This is a genomic window from Carboxylicivirga litoralis, assembly GCF_025499605.1.
GTDB classification, from domain to species: domain Bacteria; phylum Bacteroidota; class Bacteroidia; order Bacteroidales; family Marinilabiliaceae; genus Carboxylicivirga; species Carboxylicivirga litoralis.
This window is the reverse complement of the sequence record NZ_JAFMVC010000006.1, coordinates 193,433-211,407: the sequence shown is the minus strand read 5'-3', so window position 1 is coordinate 211,407 and position 17,975 is coordinate 193,433. Positions and strand designations below refer to the sequence as shown.

Sequence of the window (17,975 nt, the reverse complement as noted above, 5' to 3'; positions counted from 1 at the left end):
ATTTTAGTAATATTCTAAAAATAGATTAATAGAATGAGTACGTTGGAACTGAGCGAACAGGAAATTATCAGACGAAAAAGTTTAGAGGAGCTAAACAAGTTGGGTATTAACGCATATCCGGCAGCAGAATATAAAACCACTCATCTGTCAACTGAGATAAAACAGGAGTTTGATCCTGAAAAAGACAACATGAAAGAAGTTGTGATCGCCGGCCGTATCATGAGCCGTCGTATCATGGGTAAAGCTTCTTTTGCTGAGTTGCAGGATTCAGAAGGCCGTATCCAGATTTATCTGAACCGCGACGACATGTGCCCGGGTGAAGATAAAACCCTATACAATACCGTATTCAAGAAATTATTGGATATGGGAGATATCATTGGTGTGAAAGGTTTTGTTTTCCAGACACAAATGGGAGAAACTACCGTTCACGTTCAGGAAATGACGATTTTGAGTAAGTCCTTAAAGCCACTTCCAATCGTTAAAGAAAAAGATGGTAAAACATACGATGCCTTCTCTGATCCGGAGATGCGTTACCGTCAGCGTTATGTGGATTTAATCGTGAACCCACAGGTGAAAGAAGTATTCGAAAAGCGTCGCACCATCATCAAAACCATGCGTGAGATGTTTGACGATGCCGGTTATTTGGAAGTTGAGACACCAATTCTTCAGCCAATTCCTGGTGGAGCATCTGCGCGTCCGTTTATTACACACCACAACGCATTAGATATTCCATTGTACATGCGTATTGCCAATGAGTTGTATTTAAAGAGACTAATCGTAGGTGGTTACGAAGGGGTGTATGAGTTTGCCAAAGATTTCCGTAACGAAGGAATGGATCGCACACACAACCCTGAGTTCACGGTAATGGAAATCTACGTAGCCTACAAAGACTACAAGTGGATGATGGAATTTACCGAAACCATGATTGAAAAAGTAGCCTTAGCACTTCATGGAACAACAAAAGTAATGATCGGTGATAAAGAAATTGATTTTAAAGCGCCATACCGCCGCTTATCGATGATTGATGCCATTAAAGAGCACACTGGCATTGACATTAGCGGCATGAATGAAGAGCAATTGCGCCAGGTTTGTGACGATTTACACGTTGAAATTGACGAGACTTTTGGTAAGGGTAAGATGATTGATGAGATCTTTGGTGAGAAATGTGAAGGACATATGATTCAGCCTACTTTCATCACCGATTACCCGGTAGAAATGTCGCCATTGTGTAAGAAACACCGCGATAATCCTGAATTAACCGAGCGTTTTGAGTTAATGGTGAACGGCAAAGAGCTGTGTAATGCTTACACGGAGCTCAACGACCCGATTGACCAGTTAGAGCGCTTCCAGGATCAGTTGAAATTATCTGAAAAAGGAGATGACGAAGCCATGTTTATTGATATGGATTTTGTACGTGCCTTAGAATATGGTATGCCTCCAACATCAGGGATGGGTATTGGTATTGACCGCTTAACCATGTTTATGACTGGTCAGGATTCCATCCAGGATGTCCTGTTCTTCCCACAGATGCGTCCGGAGAAAAAGGTGTTGCCAGATAGTGACGATAAATTTGCCGAATTGGGTATTGCGCCTGAATGGATTGAGGTGGTTCGTGGCTTAGGTTACACGAAAGTTGATGCACTAAAAGAAGTAAAGCCGACAAAATTGTTCCAGGACCTTTGTGGCTACAACAAAAAGAATAAACTGGGCTTAAATAACCCATCGCAAGACGATGTGAAAGCCTGGTTAGCTTAAGAAACCGTTAATTACATAAGACAAAAAAGGCAATGTTTTCTTTTTTGTCTTATTTTTATCTCTCATTTATTAAACTAAACAACACAAAACATGGATGAATCATCAAGGATAGGTCTTATTGGTAGTGGAAGCTGGGCAACTGCTATTGCTAAGATGCTCTTAAATAATGTTCCATCCATCAATTGGTATTTCCGCAATCAATCACACATCGATGATTTTAAGCGCTATAAACACAATACCAATTACCTGACGAGCGTTGAGTTTAATCCTGATAAAATTGTTTTTTCAGATGACATCAACGAAGTGGTTCGTCAGTCAGATATTCTGATTTTTGCGATTCCATCCGCCTTTATAAAATCAGCGCTGGAAAACCTTGAAGAGCCCATCAACGAAAAGTTTGTGGTCTCAGCCATTAAGGGACTTGTTCCGGATGAAAACCTGATTATTGGTCAGTACTTTAATCAAAAGTACAATGTTCCAACCGAATCGGTTGGTGTTATCAGTGGGCCCTGTCATGCTGAAGAGGTAGCATTGGAGCGCTTATCCTATTTGACCATTGCGTGTCAGGATGTGAAACGCGCCAGGGCATTTTCAGACTTCCTGAAAACACCCTATATCATGACCACCATTTCGGATGATATATACGGAACGGAATATGCTGCCGTTCTTAAAAACATCATGGCCGTAGCATCTGGCATTTGCCATGGTTTGGCTTATGGCGATAACTTCCAGGCAGTGCTTATTTCCAATGCCATCCAGGAGATGAAACGCTTTGTTGATACAGTTCACCCGATTACCCGCGACATCAAGAGTTCTGCATATCTGGGCGACCTGCTGGTAACAGCCTATTCGCAGTTTAGTCGTAACCGCATGTTTGGCACCATGATTGGCAAAGGTTACTCGGTTAAATATGCACAGATGGAAATGCTGATGATTGCCGAAGGCTACTACGCCGTTAAAAGCATTCATGAAATAAATGATAAATACAAAGTAAACATGCCCATTTCTGAGGCCGTTTACAATATCATCTATGAAAAAATTTCGCCGGCGATGGAAATACGATTGCTGACGGAGCATCTGCGTTAATAGTGCCCGCAGATAAGTGCAGAAAGAAGCTAGAAACTAGTGGCTAGTATCTAGTAGCTCAGAAACAATCAATACAAACAAACAAATACTACTAACATGTTACCAGGTATTAATCCAACTACTACCAAAGCGTGGAAAGAACTTGAGGCCTATTATGCCGAGTTCCAGCACACGCATATGAAAGACCTTTTTACAAAGGATGGTGGGCGTTTCGACAAATTCTCGTTACGCTTTGAAGACATTCTTTTGGATTACTCCAAAAACCGTATCGATGACAAAGTGATGTCGTTGTTGTTTCAACTGGCTGAAGAATGCGGCCTGAAAGACGCCATAAGCAGTGTATTTGCAGGTGAAGCCATTAATGTAACGGAAAATCGCGCTGTATTACACACTGCACTACGAAATCGCAGCAATACACCAGTAATGGTGGATGGCAAAGATGTGATGCCGGATGTAAACCGTGTGCTCGACCAGATGAAAGCCTTCTCTGATAAAGTTATCTCTGGCGAATGGAAGGGTTATTCGGGTAAAGCCATTACCGACATTGTTAATATTGGCATCGGTGGTTCTGACTTAGGCCCTTTAATGGTGACCGAAGCCTTAAAACCATACAAACAAAATGTGAACCTTCACTTTGTTTCTAACGTGGATGGCACTCACATTGCCGAGGCTTTAAAAGTGGTAAACCCGGAAACAACGCTTTTTATCATTGCATCAAAGACATTTACGACGCAGGAAACAATGACCAATGCCAACTCGGCCAAGTCGTGGTTCCTTGAGTCAGCTAAAGATGAAGCGGCTGTTGCCAAACATTTCGTAGCCTTATCAACCAATGCAGAAGCTGTTGCGGCCTTTGGTATCGACACAGCTAACATGTTCGAGTTCTGGAACTGGGTGGGTGGCCGTTATTCGTTATGGTCGGCTATTGGATTAAGTATTGCCTGTGGCATCGGTTTCGATAATTTCCGTGAATTACTGGAAGGTGCCCATGCCATGGATAATCACTTCAAATCAACGCCATTTGAGCAGAACCTGCCGGTTATTCTGGCCATGATTGGTGTTTGGTACAACAACTTCTATGGTGCCGAAACAGAGGCTATCTTACCATACGACCAGTACATGCACCGTTTCTCAGCTTATTTCCAGCAAGGAAACATGGAAAGTAACGGAAAATACATCGACCGCAATGGTGAGAAAGTCAATTACCAGACTGGTCCTATCCTTTGGGGTGAGCCAGGAACCAATGGCCAGCACGCATTCTATCAATTGATTCACCAAGGAACAAAACTGATTCCTTGTGATTTTATGGCAACAGCCAAAAGTCATAACCCATTGAGCGATCACCATCCTAAGTTATTGGCTAACTTCTTTGCACAGACAGAAGCGATGATGGTTGGTAAAACAGCAGAACAGGTGACTGCAGAATTTAAAGCAGCAGGTAAATCAGATGAAGAAATTGCAGCGCTGCTACCATACAAAGTGTTCCTTGGTAATATTCCTACTAACTCCATTTTGATGAAGGAATTGAATCCTCGTACCTTAGGTGCCCTGATTGCCATGTACGAGCACAAAATTTTCGTTCAGGGAATTATCTGGAACATTTACAGCTTTGACCAATGGGGCGTAGAGTTAGGTAAGCAATTGGCCAATGCCATTTTACCAGAGTTGCAAAGCGATGACGAGGTGACCTCTCATGATGCCTCAACCAATGGATTGGTAAACGCCTACAAAGAGATGAAGAAATAGGCTTAAGATTCAAGAAGTAAGTCATAAGACTATTGACATACGATTAAAAGCAGAAGGCTTTGGGATTTTTCTCAAAGCCTTCTGTTTTTGTTAAAACACACATATCTCTCATTTAGATGGCATTATCGCGCAGATAATTGGCAATTTGTGGTATCGTTTTTTGCTATAATATTTTTAGACATGTCATCATTTCAAGACTGTTTTTTATTACATTCGCAGCGAATTTTTTAAAAAACAAATAAGTAAACTCTAAGAAATGGTCATGCTTGATATCGACGGCTTTACAATGACATACATTGCCATTCCATTGCTGATATTTTTGTCTCGGGTAGCCGATGTTACCATAGGCACACTGCGCATTGTTTTCCTTTCGAAAGGCTTTAAAGTTCTGGCGCCGGTTCTTGGCTTTTTTGAAGTTCTCATCTGGCTGCTGGCCATGACCAAAATCTTCGAGAACCTCGATAACTGGTTTTATTTTATTGCCTATGCCGGCGGTTTTGCCATGGGTAATTACATTGGACTAATCATAGAAGAGCGTATTGCCTTAGGTGTTGTTAATATTCGTATTATCACGCAAAAATCAGGTGTTGAATTGATTAAGAACCTCAGCGAATCAGGTTATGGTGTTACTCACCTGGATGCTCATGGCAGTAAAGGGCCGGTTCATATCATCTATTGTATTTTAAAGCGCAAAGATGTGGCCGAGGTCACTGAAATTATTAAACGTTTTAACCCAAAAGCATTTTACACATTGGAAGACATCCGCTTTACTAATTCAGGGGTGTTCAGAAAACGGGTACTTGGGCAAAAGAACCCGATTCCCATTAGAAAGGGTAAATAAGGATATAAAAATGCCTGGAGTTGCCTGCTTCCAGGCATTCACTATAAGTTTTTCAAACGACTTCAACAACGCTTGTAGCGATTACATGCTAACTAAATTTTATTGAGCCTTTATTCTCTTCGTTCTCATCGTAGTTATACATTTCACGGAGAATATCAGCATATTTTTTATAGATGACTCTACGACGCAGTTTAAGCGTTGGCGACAATTCTCCACTTGGTGATGTCCAGGCTTCGTGCACCAGGCGGAAACGCTTGATTTCTTCGTGCTTTCCAATTTGCTTGTTAAATCGCATGACTTCTTTACGGAAAATAGCAACCACCTTTTCGTTGTTAATCAGCTCCTGGTTATCACGGAAATGCACTTTGTGATCATGTGCCCACATGTGCAAGTATTCAAAGTTAGGTGCCAACAATGCGCCTGCAAACTTCTCACTTTCTCCAACGATAATAGCCTGCTCTATAAAATCCGATTCCTTTAACAAATTTTCAATGGCCTGTGGTGCAATATATTTGCCACTCGACAGCTTAAACATCTCTTTTTTGCGATCGGTAATCTTAAGGAATTTACCTTTTACCAATGTACCAATATCACCAGTATGGAACCAACCCTCTTTATCAATGACTTCAGAAGTTGTCTTCTTATCCTTGTAGTAGCCCATCATAATATTTGGGCCTTTGGCTAAGATTTCGCCATCATCATCAATGCGCACATCCACGCTGTCAAATACAGTACCAACAGTACCAATCATCAGTTTGCCGCTTTCTTCGGTGTAGTTCGACGCTATCACTGGAGCGGTTTCGGTTAATCCATATCCTTCCATCAATGGAATGCCTGCAGCGAAAAATAAACGGCTTAACCGAGGTTGAAGTGCTGCTCCTCCGCTCACCACAAAACGAAGCTTTCCACCAAAAGCCTTCTGCCACTTGGAGAAAACCAATTTGCGCGCTAATTTTAATTTAGCTGCATATAAAGGGTAGTTATTACCATTGGTTCGGTAACGTTCACCTAGCTTCATTGCCCAGAAGAAAACAGCTTTTTGTGCACCTGACAAGTCATTACCTTTAGATACCAACTTATCGTAGATTCGCTCAATCACACGAGGCACTGTTACAAAAGCAGTAGCTTGAATGTCTTTTAAATCCCGGGCGATGGTTCCCAGGTTTTCGGCGTAGTAAATACTACATCCATTAAACTGGTACAAGTAGTTTATCATGCGTTCATACACATGACAAAGTGGTAAAAAGCTTAATATGGTATCTTCACGGGTTAATGGATAACGCGGAATGGCATCTCGCATGTTAGCCATAAAATTCTCGTGGCTTAGCATCACGCCTTTGGGATTGCCTGTTGTGCCCGATGTGTAGATGATAGAAACCAATTCCTTTTCGGAGATATTATCACGAATTTCTTTAAACGTATCCTTCCACTTAATACGCTCCTGCTCACCCAAATTAGTTATCTCGCTCCAGTTGGATGCTTCTTTAATATCATTGAAGGTATATATTTCTTTGATGCTTTTAATATCCTTAGCCACTTCTTTAAGGCGACGGTACAAAATAATATCGGATACAATCAACATTTTAGCATCGCTGTGTTCCAATATGTATTTGTATTCTTCATCTGAAATAGTGGGATAAATGGGTACATGCACCACACCAATCATCGACATGCCCATGTCAACAAAATTCCATTCTGGCCTGTTGTTCGATACAGTGGCTATTTTATCACCTTTTTTAAATCCCTTGGCTAATAAGCCATAGCTGAATAATCTGGCTTGTTCGCTGTATTCCTTTACACTAAATTTAACCCATTCGCCATCGCGCTTGGCACACAATATATCCTCTTTGTTGATATTATGCTTGAGATTAGCAAGCAAATCAAACGTCCTTTTAATCTCCATAAAACTGATTTATTGGATTTTTCCACTCAAACTCAACCGACAAAGATATAATTTTTTTAAAAGTAGCATTTGAAGCGTGTAACGCTTTGGTGTTAAGATACAAACCTGTATTTTGTTTAAAACTTTAGTTATGCCTAAAAATCCGATAATAATTGAACAAACATTTAATTGTGCTGCACCACGTCTTTGGCAGGCTATTACCCATGTTGATGAGATGCGCCAATGGTTTTTTGATAACATTCCTAACTTCAGAGCTGAAATTGGATTTGAAACTCGTTTTATGGTTGATGCCGGTGAACGACAGTTTATGCATGTTTGGAAGATAGTTGACGTCAAAGAAGAGGCGTTAATTAAATACCAATGGATCTACGAAGGGTATGAAGGGATTGGTTTTGTGACTTTTAAAATCACGGATGGTGATGGAGTATCTTTATTGACGGTAATCAGCGAAGGTTTAGATAGCTATAAACCACAGGTGCTGGAATTTACGCGCGAAAGCTGCGCTTTGGGCTGGAAATATTTTATAAATGAGCGATTAAAAAGCTATATTGCGAAAGCAATCCGTTAACCATGAAAAGACACTGGAAGATAGTAATACATGCCATTGTATTTATAACTCTGACTTTACTGACTCAGATTGGTGGTGTGGTCTATCTTATGTCTTTTGTTTTTTGCGGTCGTATCAAATATTCGTTCCCCTTAAAAGGGCTCGCTGCTTTTTTAGTTATATATTGCCTCGGCACTTTTGTAACCACGCCTATGCTGGCTAAGCTGTTTTATCGCGAACGCATTGAGCATCACGAGAATCTGCGTCCGGCTAATTATATGACTATCTTGATGAATCGCAATTATGTGCGCCCCGAAGTAAACGAATACCTAGGTGCTGTATCTGAGCAATTGAAAGCGCAAGACAGCAAAGTGTGCATGCGCTATTTGGATGCTTGCTTCCCGTTGATTGATGGATTTCCGCTTCTTCCTCACCTGAGTCATAGTGATGGAAAAAAAGTCGACCTTAGCCTGGTCTATGAAAACAACCAAGGTGAGATTATCAATTCTTCTAAATCAGTGAGCGGTTATGGTGTGTTTGAAGGCCCCCGCTTTGGTGAAGTCAATCAAAATAAGGCGTGCCAAACAGCTGGTTTTTCTTTGTACGACTCACCCAAATACCTGACCCTGGGTAGTATTAACGACGAATTGCGCTTCTCGGAAAAAGGCACGAAACAATTAATGGATGCCTTAACACAAAACGATGCAGTTGATAAGGTGTTTTTAGAACCTCATTTGAAAGAGCGATTGCGATTACAGAATAAAAAAATTCGCTTCCAGGGCTGCCATTCGGTGCGGCACGATGACCATATTCATGTGCAGGTGAAGTAAAAGTCGGTAAACACTGTCTATAAGGTCGGATGAAACGCTTCATCAATGTGCTCTATAATCCAGTTATCGCCATTGGGGATAAGCGTCACCACATCAAAGCGCACTTCATTTTCTATATCCATTTCGTTGATATATGCTTCAGTTGCTTCAACTATAAAACGAATTTTCCCTTTCGTTATGGCTTCTTTGGGATTTTCCCAACCATCGGTAGTGCGCGTTTTTACTTCAATTACCACTAGGTAATTATCGTGTAGGGCAATTATATCAATCTCTTTGTGGTTGTATTGCCAGTTGCGTTCCAATATTTCAAAGCCTTTCTTTTCGAGATAGTCAGCAGCTATAGCTTCGCCTGTTTTACCCAATTCATTATGGTCGGCCATCGTTTAAAAAGTTAATTGACAAGTGTCTGATTCTACTTTCATGGTGACGCGCTTACCAAATACCAATGGTAAGTTCAGATGGTCGTGACCAGCCGGAAAACCCATCATCACAGGATAATCATAGTCAGCCACCGCATCTTTTACGATTTCAAAAGCATTTTGTCCAAAAGGATCATCATTGTCCTTCATATCAGTGAAGTCGCCAACAACTATTCCACTTAATTCTTTCAGGAATCCACTTAGTTTGAGGTTTTGCATCATGCGATCGATGCTGTAAAGGTATTCGCCAATATCTTCAATGAATAGTATTTTACCGTGTGGATTGGTATCGAGCGGCGTGGCACGTAAGGCATAAATAAGTGCCAGGTTACCACCAATCAATATGCCTTCGGTTTCACCTGCTCTGTTTAATTCATGAGGTTTAATAGTATAGTCAGGTAACTCACCGTGCAATAATTTAAAGAGTGCTTCAATATCTTCTTCATCATGTGCTTTGTCGGGGAAGTTTTTGGGCATAGGCCCATGAATGGAAGCCACGCCTGCTTTATTTTGTAATGCCGCGTGCAACACGGTTATATCACTGTAGCCAATCACCCATTTAGGGTGTTCGAGGTAGTGGGTAAAGTCAATCTGGTCAATAATCCGGATGGTACCATAGCCGCCACGGGCACAAAAAATAGCATCGATATCTGTGCTGTTGAGCATGTGTTGCAGGTCGGCCGCCCGATGCTCGTCATTGCCGGCGAATTGGTAAAACGAATTGCAAGCATTTTCACCTACTACAACTTTGTAACCTCTTTTGTGTAAAAACTTTTCTGCAAAATGTATGGTTTCAGCATCAATCTTACCTGCCGGGGCAACAATGCCAATGGTAGAGCCTTTTTCGAGTGATTTGGGGAATATCATAATAGAAGTATCAAGATTTAAGATAAAAGTATCAAGATAATCTCTAAAACGAAAATAGTCTGGCGTCTTGATACTAAAATCTTATGTCTTTTATCTTTCTTCTATAATAAATTACTTTGCATATCTTTGCGCCATTAAATTCAACCATAGAATAGTAGGTTGTATACAACCATAAAATAATTCAAGCAGAATGAAGCAAGCTGGAGATTTTAAAAGAACCTTGGTAACAACAGCGTTACCATATGCCAATGGTCCTGTTCATATTGGTCACTTAGCGGGCGTGTATGTACCGGCCGATATTTATGTGCGTTACCTTCGATTGAAGAAAGAAGATGTGTTGTTGATAGGTGGTTCAGACGAGCATGGAGTGCCCATTACCTTAAAAGCCAAAAACGAAGGTATAACCCCGCAGGATGTGGTGGATAAGTTTCACGGCATTATTAAAGATTCTTTTGAGAAATTCGGTATTTCATTCGATGTGTATTCGCGCACCACGAGCAAAACACATTACGAAACAGCTTCGGAATTCTTTAAGACCTTGTATGATAAAGGCGAGTTTATTGAAAAAGAATCAGAGCAATATTACGACGAGGAAGCCAAGCAGTTTTTGGCCGACCGTTATATCACTGGTACATGCCCTCACTGTAAAAGTGAAGGTGCCTATGGCGATCAGTGTGAAAGTTGTGGTACCTCATTAAACGCCACCGACCTGATTGATCCCCGATCGGTTGTGTCAGGAAGCAAGCCGGTGATTAAAACCACTAAACACTGGTACTTACCACTGGATAAACACGAGCCATTTTTGAAAGAATGGATTTTAGATGGTCACAAAGAATGGAAATCGAATGTATATGGTCAGTGTAAATCGTGGATTGACCTTGGGCTTCAGCCACGTGCCGTGAGTCGTGATTTGGATTGGGGGGTGCCTGTGCCAGTTGAAGGAGCAGATGGTAAAGTGCTTTACGTTTGGTTTGATGCACCTATTGGTTACATCTCGGCTACCAAAGAATTGACCCCGGAGTGGGAGAAGTACTGGAAGAGTGAAGACTCGCGTATGTTACACTTTATTGGTAAGGATAACATTGTGTTTCACTGTATTGTATTCCCATCGATGTTGAAAGCGGAGGGAAGCTATATACTACCGGAAAATGTGCCGGCCAACGAATTCCTCAACCTGGAAGGTGATAAGATTTCAACTTCACGCAACTGGGCCGTTTGGTTGCACGAGTACCTGCTGGATTTTAAAGATAAGCAGGATGTATTGCGCTACACTTTAACAGCCAATGCGCCTGAAACAAAGGATAACGACTTTACCTGGAAAGATTTTCAGGCACGTAATAACAACGAGTTGGTTGCCATTTTGGGTAACTTCGTGAACCGCGCCATTGTGTTAACGCACAAATATTACGATGGAGCTGTTCCGGCACAAGGCGAATTGACCGATTACGATAAGGAGACCTTGAATGAGATTCCTGTATTGGTTAAGAAAGTGGAAGACGCTTTGGATAACTTTAAGTTCCGTGAGGCCGTTAAAGAAGCCATTAACCTGGCACGTTTGGGTAATAAATATCTGGCCGATACCGAGCCATGGAAATTGATTAAGACCGATGCTGAGCGCGTGAAGACCATCATGAACATTGCGCTGCAGATTACAGCTAATGTGTCTATTTTAATTGAACCATTCTTGCCTTTTACTGCTAAGAAGATGCAAAGCATGCTGAACCTTGAAGGTTTAACATGGGCCGATTGTGGCAAATTGAACTTCCTGGCAGAAGGACATATGGTTAACAAACCTGAGTTGTTATTCGAAAAGATTGAGGATGAAACCATCCAGGGTCAACTGGATAAGCTGGAGCAAACGAAAATTGATAACGAAGCAGCCAACAAAACAGCCGCGCCTGCCAAAGAGAACATCGAGTTTGATGATTTTGTGAAGATGGACATCCGCGTGGGTACCATCCTTGAGGCTGAGAAAGTAGCCAAGACCAAGAAGCTACTTCAGTTAAAAGTCGATACCGGCATTGACCAGCGAACAGTGGTGTCGGGTATTGCTGAGTTCTTTAAGCCGGAAGATATTATTGGAAAGCAAGTGAGTATTTTGGTCAACCTGGCTCCGCGTAAAATTCGTGGTATTGAATCGCAGGGTATGATTTTAATGGCTGAAGATGCTAGCGGACAATTAGAGTTTGTGGCACCTGCTAAGGCTGTTAAAGAAGGTTCAGAAGTGAGATAATAATTGACTGAAGACAGAGGACAGAAGTCATAAAATATAGAATCGCATCAATTTTTTTGGTGCGATTTTTTATTTAAACACGGAGACGCAAAGTCGCAGAGGTTTTTAATAATAACATCTATCATTAATTAAAACCTTATTATTAGTGGTTCATTTAAATAGGCTCTGAATTGCCCAAAAGAATCATAGCTTAAATATGTAAGCTGTCAATCAAAAACGAGCCTGAAAACTTGGTCATGGGCTCACATCTTGGTTTGCATTAAGGTAAAAAGCTGCGATCTCATTCAAAATAAACTCTGTGCCATAGTGTCTCAGTGTTTATTTTAATCATATCCTGTAAATGATTCCACTTCTCATCTCTCGCTTCTTAATTTTGCGTCTCTGTGTTTATTCCTGTAACTTGCACATCGCAAATTCTGGCTTTCTGTGGGTCAGAAGATCAATCTGGATTTTATGTATTTAAAATATATCCTTACAGGAGTCGCACTGCTTATTGGTGGTTTACTGGCAGTGCAGGGAAGTATCAATTCGCAATTAGGAGGAATTCTTAAAAGCCCTTTTTTAGCTGCTTTTATCAGCTTTTTTGTTGGCACTTTAACTTTATTTGTGCTCAATGTGCTAATGCGGGCCGAGTTGCCACCTAAGGCTATTATTGCAGAAATACCTCTGTATTTGTTTATTGGTGGCGTTATTGGAGCCATTTATGTGAGCTCGGCCATTATCCTTATCCCTAAAATTGGCGTTGCTACCATGCTAGGAGCATCCATCGGTGGTCAGATGATTGTGGCATCCATCATTGACCATTATGGCTTCTTTAATATTGCGATTCATCCGATATCAACCGGCAGAATTGTTGGAATATTGCTTTTGATTGTGGGTGTATTTTTAATAGAACGGTTTTAGAATTAAAGAAATTTAGCATTAATAACTGACTGATTAAGTTTACGTTGGAGCTCAATTGGCATTCGTAAAGTATGAAGGTTCTTGCATATGTTATTGATTATCATGCTTTACAACACCATTAAAAACAGTTAAAATATCTATTTAATATCAACAAAAGGTTTATTTTTGCGCCTTGGAAAAAACAAACAGTTACATTATGGCAGATAAAACAAATCAACTGTTATTTAGTGATTTTCCGAAAATATCTACGCAAGAGTGGATGGATAAAATCACGGCAGACCTGAAAGGGGCAGACTTTGAGAAAAAGCTGGTATGGAGAACCAACGAAGGGTTCAACGTTCAGCCTTTCTATCGTTCTGAGGACCTTGAATCATTAAACTATCTTGAAAGCCAGCCTGGCGAGTTCCCGTATGTACGCGGTAACAATGCAAAATCGAACAAGTGGTTCGTGCGTCAGGACATCGTTGTAAAAGACGTGACAGCGGCCAATGAAAAAGCATTAACTATCCTGACTAAAGGTGTGGATAGTATTGGTTTCGTTATCGAAGACAAAGCGCTTATTTCAGAAGCTAACATTGAGGCTTTATTAAAGAACATCATTTCTGACGATGTGGAAATTAACTTCAACGCTTGTTGCGGTAATAAGGAGTTGATTGAAGCAGTTGTGGCTGTTCTTAACAAGATGAACCGCACACATGCGGAAGTAAAAGGTTCTATCAATTTTGACCCGATTGGTGATTTAACCATCAACGGAAAAGCGTGCTGCGAAACTGAAAAAGCATTAGACCGAGTTAAAGAAATTGCTGAAGTAGCGAAAAACTTCCCTCAGTTTAAAACTGTAGCGGTTAATGCACGTCACTTCAACAACGCCGGTGCTTCTATTGTACAGGAGTTGGCTTTTGGTTTAGCAATGGGTAACGAATACTTAACGCAATTAACTGAGCGTGGTATGGCTATCAACGATGTTGCAGCCAACATCAAGTTCAACATGGGTGTGAGTGGTAACTATTTTATGGAGATCGCTAAGCTACGCGCCGGTCGTCTGTTGTGGGCGAAGATTGTTGAAGCGTACAAGCCAACAGGTGTTGAGGTTTGCAAAATGCACGTTCACTCTGAAACGTCTGACTGGAACAAGACAATTTTTGATCCAAATGTTAACATGCTTCGTACTCAAACTGAGGCGATGTCAGCTTCATTGGGTGGAACACAGTCGTTAACTGTTCAGCCTTACGATGCATTGTACAAGGATTCGGATGAATTCTCTGAGCGTATTGCACGTAACCAGCAGTTGTTGTTAAAAGAAGAATCTCACTTCGAGAAGATTGTTGACCCTTCAGCGGGTTCTTATTATATCGAAAACCTAACAAACAGCATCGCCGAGCAAGCTTGGGCTTTGTTTGTTGAGGTAGAAGAAAAAGGTGGTTACTTAGCAGCTATGAAAGAAGGCTTTATCCAAGGTCTTGTGAAAGAAACAGCTGAAAAACGTCGTAAGGCGGTAGCTACTCGTCGCGAAAACCTATTAGGTACTAACCAGTTCCCTAACACAGGTGAAATCATCTCTGGCAACATAGATGCTAAAAAATTAGTGAAGTCATGCTGTTGTTGTGGCGAAGCCAAAGAAGTGGAGCCAATCAGCTTGTTCCGCGGAGCACAAGACTTTGAAGAATTGCGTTTGGCGACTGAAAATGCCACTAAGCGTCCAAAAGTGTTTATGTTGACTTACGGAAACTTAGCGATGCGTTTAGCCCGTTCACAGTTCTCTGGTAACTTCTTCGGATGTGCCGGTTACGAAATTCAGGACAACCTTGGTTTCGAAACTATTGAAGCGGGTGTTGAAGCAGCTAAAGCAGCTAATGCCGACATCGTGGTGCTTTGTAGTGCTGATGATGAGTATGCAGAAGCAGCTCCTAAAGCTAAGGAACTATTAGGCGATACACCATTGGTAATTGCTGGTGCTCCTGCTTGTGCAGATGAGTTAAAAGCAAAAGGTATTAAGCACTTTGTTAATGTTCGTTCTAACGTTCTTGAAACACTTCAGGAATTCAACGGGATGGTTTTAAATAAATAGATTTTAGTACAAAGTAGTGAGTGCTGAGTACAGAGTACAAAAACAAAAGTACATCATGCATAAGTTTAAGGAATTGAAAGTTTGGCAGAAGTCAAGGGTATTAGTTAAGAGTGTTTACCAATTAACTAAGAATTTCCCTGCTTCAGAGCAATTTGGGATAACATCTCAGATGCAAAGAGCTGCTGTTTCAATTCCTGCAAATATTGCAGAAGGAGCAGGTCGAAATACAAATAAAGATTTTGCCCGTTTTCTTGATATTGCCAATGGCTCATCTTTTGAGCTTGAGACTTTGGTCTACTTGTGTATTGATTTGGAATACATTTCTGATGAAGAATTTAATCATCTTAATGAATCTATATTAGAGGTTCAAAGGATGCTATATTCATTAAAAGAAAAGGTAAAGTTTTAAGTATCTATCTCACTACTGACTACTGACTACTCATTACTAAATTTCTAAAAAATTATGCGACCAAAATTTAATAACATAGAATTCAAAACCAAGCCTTGCGGAACGACTGATGCAAAAGCTTGGGAACAAAAACACGGGGTAAAAAAAGACTGGGTGACACCAGAGCAAATCCCTGTGAAACCAGTTTACAGTAAGGACGACTTAGAGGGAATGGAGCATTTAGACTATGCTGCTGGTTTACCTCCATATTTACGCGGACCTTACTCAATGATGTATGCGATGCGTCCATGGACCGTTCGTCAGTATGCAGGTTTCTCTACTGCTGAAGAATCAAACGCGTTCTACCGTCGTAATCTGGCTGCTGGTCAGAAAGGTTTATCTGTAGCATTTGACCTGGCTACACACCGTGGATACGATTCAGACCACAAACGTGTAGAAGGTGATGTAGGTAAAGCAGGTGTAGCTATCGACTCTATCCTTGATATGAACGTATTGTTCGATGGTATTCCATTGGATAAGATGTCTGTATCGATGACCATGAACGGTGCTGTATTGCCAGTAATGGCTTTTTACATCGTAGCTGGTTTAGAGCAAGGTGTGAAATTAGAAGAGATGGCTGGTACTATCCAGAACGACATCTTGAAGGAGTTCATGGTGCGTAACACTTACATCTACCCACCAGAATTCTCGATGAAGGTGATTGCCGACATCTTTGAATATACATCACAGAAGATGCCTAAGTTTAACTCAATTTCTATCTCTGGTTACCACATGCAAGAAGCAGGTGCAACTGCAGATATCGAGTTAGCGTATACCTTAGCCGATGGTTTAGAATACCTTCGTGCAGGTACACAGGCCGGATTAGATATTGACGCCTTCGCACCGCGTTTGTCATTCTTCTGGGCCATTGGTATGAACCACTTTATGGAGATTGCCAAGATGCGTGCCGGACGTATGTTATGGGCGAAGATTGTGAAGCAATTCAATCCTAAAAATCCTAAGTCGTTAGCGTTACGTACGCACTCACAAACTTCAGGATGGTCATTAACTGAGCAGGATCCGTTTAACAACGTTGGACGTACTTGTGTTGAGGCGATGGGTGCTGCCCTTGGTCACACACAGTCGTTGCACACCAACGCACTGGATGAGGCCATTGCGCTTCCAACTGACTTCTCTGCTCGTATTGCTCGTAATACACAGATTTTCATCCAGGATGAAACACAAATCTGTAAGGCTGTTGATCCATGGGCTGGTTCATACTACGTTGAGTCGTTGACTAACGAATTAGTAGAAAAAGCATGGGCTCACATTCAGGAGATTGAGTCATTAGGTGGTATGGCTAAAGCGATTGAGTCGGGTATTCCTAAGATGCGTATCGAAGAAGCGGCTGCTCGTACACAGGCTAAAATCGATAGCAAGACTCAGACTATTGTTGGTACTAACAAGTATCGTCTTGAGAAAGAAGATCCAATCGACATCTTAGATGTGGATAACATGGAGGTTCGTCGTTCACAGATTGAGCGTTTACAGAAGCTTCGTGCTGAGCGTAATGAAGAAGAGGTACAAGCTGCATTAGCTAAGATTACTAAGGCAGTTGAAACTGGTGAAGGTAACTTATTAGAGTTAGCAGTTGATGCGGCTCAAAAGCGTGCTTCATTAGGTGAAATCTCTGACGCTTGCGAAAAGATTGTAGGTAGATATAACGCAGTAATCAGATCAATTTCAGGAGTGTATAGCGCAGAAGCAGCAGACGACAAAGAGTTTGCAAGAGCATCAGAATTAGCAAAACAATTTGCTGAGAAAGAAGGCCGTCAGCCTCGTATCATGATCGCTAAAATGGGTCAGGATGGTCACGACCGCGGTGCTAAAGTAGTAGCAACCGGTTATGCTGATATAGGTTTTGACGTGGATATGGGACCATTGTTCCAGACACCAGAAGAAGCGGCTAAGCAGGCTGTTGAAAATGATGTACACGTGGTTGGTGTATCTTCATTGGCGGCTGGTCACAAAACTTTAGTTCCTCAGATTATTGCTGAATTAAAGAAACTGGGTCGTGAGGATATCTTAGTAATCTGTGGTGGTGTTATCCCGGCACAGGATTACCAATTCCTTTATGACGCTGGTGCCGTAGCTATCTTCGGTCCTGGTACTTCAGTTGCCAAAGCAGGTTCTGACATCTTGAACTTATTGATGGAGCAAGCTGCAGAATAGTGATTAGTTTTTAGTCAGTAGGCAGTAGTCTGTTGACGAAACAGATATAAGAAAGCCACCTCGTTTTGGGGTGGCTTTTTTGGTATATCTTCTTATACATGATTAATAACCGGGAGTTTGAAAGATGCACGAGGAGCCTGTTAATTTATTATTTCAT

The 17,975-nt window shown here is 41.3% G+C and carries 14 protein-coding genes; 11 read left to right on the top strand and 3 right to left on the bottom strand.

What is annotated here, in order from left to right; genetic code table 11:
* Window positions 1–33: 33 nt before the first annotated feature.
* From lysS to J1N10_RS08410, 4 genes are all read left to right on the top strand, one after another.
* Entirely contained in the window at window positions 34–1,755 is a 1,722-nt protein-coding gene (lysS, locus tag J1N10_RS08425; protein WP_262326253.1) for a lysine--tRNA ligase, read from the top strand.
* 90 nt (window positions 1,756–1,845) lie between these two features.
* Window positions 1,846–2,841: an NAD(P)H-dependent glycerol-3-phosphate dehydrogenase gene (locus tag J1N10_RS08420; protein ID WP_262326252.1), complete on the top strand. Its 996-nt coding sequence runs from the start codon at window positions 1,846–1,848 to the stop codon at window positions 2,839–2,841.
* Between the two features lie 96 nt (window positions 2,842–2,937).
* Window positions 2,938–4,587, top strand: coding sequence for a glucose-6-phosphate isomerase (gene pgi, locus J1N10_RS08415; RefSeq protein ID WP_262326251.1), 1,650 nt, complete (start codon window positions 2,938–2,940; stop codon window positions 4,585–4,587).
* A gap of 262 nt (window positions 4,588–4,849) precedes the next feature.
* Complete coding sequence (locus tag J1N10_RS08410; protein ID WP_262326250.1) at window positions 4,850–5,428, top strand: DUF2179 domain-containing protein; 579 nt, start codon at window positions 4,850–4,852, stop codon at window positions 5,426–5,428.
* Window positions 5,429–5,516: 88 nt separating this feature from the next.
* On the opposite strand, the gene J1N10_RS08405 is transcribed toward J1N10_RS08410, so the two are convergent.
* Complete coding sequence (locus tag J1N10_RS08405) at window positions 5,517–7,331, bottom strand: AMP-dependent synthetase/ligase (RefSeq protein WP_262326249.1); 1,815 nt, start codon at window positions 7,329–7,331, stop codon at window positions 5,517–5,519.
* Between the two features lie 130 nt (window positions 7,332–7,461).
* Here J1N10_RS08405 and J1N10_RS08400 point away from each other — a divergent pair, with 130 nt between their 5' ends.
* On the top strand, window positions 7,462–7,899 hold the full coding sequence (locus tag J1N10_RS08400) for an SRPBCC family protein (RefSeq protein WP_262326248.1): 438 nt from the start codon (window positions 7,462–7,464) through the stop codon (window positions 7,897–7,899).
* Window positions 7,900–7,901: 2 nt separating this feature from the next.
* Entirely contained in the window at window positions 7,902–8,708 is an 807-nt protein-coding gene (locus J1N10_RS08395; protein WP_262326247.1) for a hypothetical protein, read from the top strand.
* Between the two features lie 17 nt (window positions 8,709–8,725).
* Here the strand turns inward: J1N10_RS08395 and J1N10_RS08390 are convergent, their stop codons facing one another.
* Together J1N10_RS08390 and J1N10_RS08385 are read right to left on the bottom strand one after the other, a co-directional pair.
* Window positions 8,726–9,088, bottom strand: coding sequence for a YraN family protein (locus tag J1N10_RS08390; RefSeq protein WP_262326246.1), 363 nt, complete (start codon window positions 9,086–9,088; stop codon window positions 8,726–8,728).
* A gap of 3 nt (window positions 9,089–9,091) precedes the next feature.
* Complete coding sequence (locus J1N10_RS08385) at window positions 9,092–9,994, bottom strand: S66 peptidase family protein (protein ID WP_262326245.1); 903 nt, start codon at window positions 9,992–9,994, stop codon at window positions 9,092–9,094.
* A gap of 190 nt (window positions 9,995–10,184) precedes the next feature.
* Between J1N10_RS08385 and metG the strand changes: the two genes are divergently transcribed.
* The 5 genes from metG to scpA all read left to right on the top strand — a co-directional run bounded on the left by metG (window position 10,185) and on the right by scpA (window position 17,818).
* Window positions 10,185–12,227 carry a methionine--tRNA ligase gene (gene metG, locus J1N10_RS08380; RefSeq protein ID WP_262326244.1) on the top strand — a complete coding sequence of 681 codons (2,043 nt, stop codon included), beginning with the start codon at window positions 10,185–10,187 and terminating at the stop codon, window positions 12,225–12,227.
* A 453-nt stretch (window positions 12,228–12,680) separates the two neighbouring features.
* The gene (locus tag J1N10_RS08375; RefSeq protein ID WP_262326243.1) at window positions 12,681–13,130 is read left to right on the top strand and encodes a DMT family transporter; all 450 of its coding nucleotides are present in this window, start codon (window positions 12,681–12,683) and stop codon (window positions 13,128–13,130) included.
* Between the two features lie 196 nt (window positions 13,131–13,326).
* A complete protein-coding gene (mutA, locus tag J1N10_RS08370; protein WP_262326242.1) occupies window positions 13,327–15,198 on the top strand; it encodes a methylmalonyl-CoA mutase small subunit in 1,872 nt (623 codons plus the stop codon).
* Between the two features lie 55 nt (window positions 15,199–15,253).
* On the top strand, window positions 15,254–15,607 hold the full coding sequence (locus J1N10_RS08365) for a four helix bundle protein (RefSeq protein ID WP_262326241.1): 354 nt from the start codon (window positions 15,254–15,256) through the stop codon (window positions 15,605–15,607).
* Window positions 15,608–15,661: 54 nt separating this feature from the next.
* Entirely contained in the window at window positions 15,662–17,818 is a 2,157-nt protein-coding gene (gene scpA / locus J1N10_RS08360) for a methylmalonyl-CoA mutase (protein WP_262326240.1), read from the top strand.
* Window positions 17,819–17,975 lie beyond the last annotated feature (157 nt).

Coding starts and splice junctions, on each gene's coding strand:
- lysS (WP_262326253.1), top strand. CDS start 34: ATGAGTACGTTGGAACTGAGCGAACAGGAAATTATCAGACGAAAAAGT.
- J1N10_RS08420 (WP_262326252.1), top strand. CDS start 1,846: ATGGATGAATCATCAAGGATAGGTCTTATTGGTAGTGGAAGCTGGGCA.
- pgi (WP_262326251.1), top strand. CDS start 2,938: ATGTTACCAGGTATTAATCCAACTACTACCAAAGCGTGGAAAGAACTT.
- J1N10_RS08410 (WP_262326250.1), top strand. CDS start 4,850: ATGCTTGATATCGACGGCTTTACAATGACATACATTGCCATTCCATTG.
- J1N10_RS08405 (WP_262326249.1), bottom strand. CDS start 7,331: ATGGAGATTAAAAGGACGTTTGATTTGCTTGCTAATCTCAAGCATAAT.
- J1N10_RS08400 (WP_262326248.1), top strand. CDS start 7,462: ATGCCTAAAAATCCGATAATAATTGAACAAACATTTAATTGTGCTGCA.
- J1N10_RS08395 (WP_262326247.1), top strand. CDS start 7,902: ATGAAAAGACACTGGAAGATAGTAATACATGCCATTGTATTTATAACT.
- J1N10_RS08390 (WP_262326246.1), bottom strand. CDS start 9,088: ATGGCCGACCATAATGAATTGGGTAAAACAGGCGAAGCTATAGCTGCT.
- J1N10_RS08385 (WP_262326245.1), bottom strand. CDS start 9,994: ATGATATTCCCCAAATCACTCGAAAAAGGCTCTACCATTGGCATTGTT.
- metG (WP_262326244.1), top strand. CDS start 10,185: ATGAAGCAAGCTGGAGATTTTAAAAGAACCTTGGTAACAACAGCGTTA.
- J1N10_RS08375 (WP_262326243.1), top strand. CDS start 12,681: ATGTATTTAAAATATATCCTTACAGGAGTCGCACTGCTTATTGGTGGT.
- mutA (WP_262326242.1), top strand. CDS start 13,327: ATGGCAGATAAAACAAATCAACTGTTATTTAGTGATTTTCCGAAAATA.
- J1N10_RS08365 (WP_262326241.1), top strand. CDS start 15,254: ATGCATAAGTTTAAGGAATTGAAAGTTTGGCAGAAGTCAAGGGTATTA.
- scpA (WP_262326240.1), top strand. CDS start 15,662: ATGCGACCAAAATTTAATAACATAGAATTCAAAACCAAGCCTTGCGGA.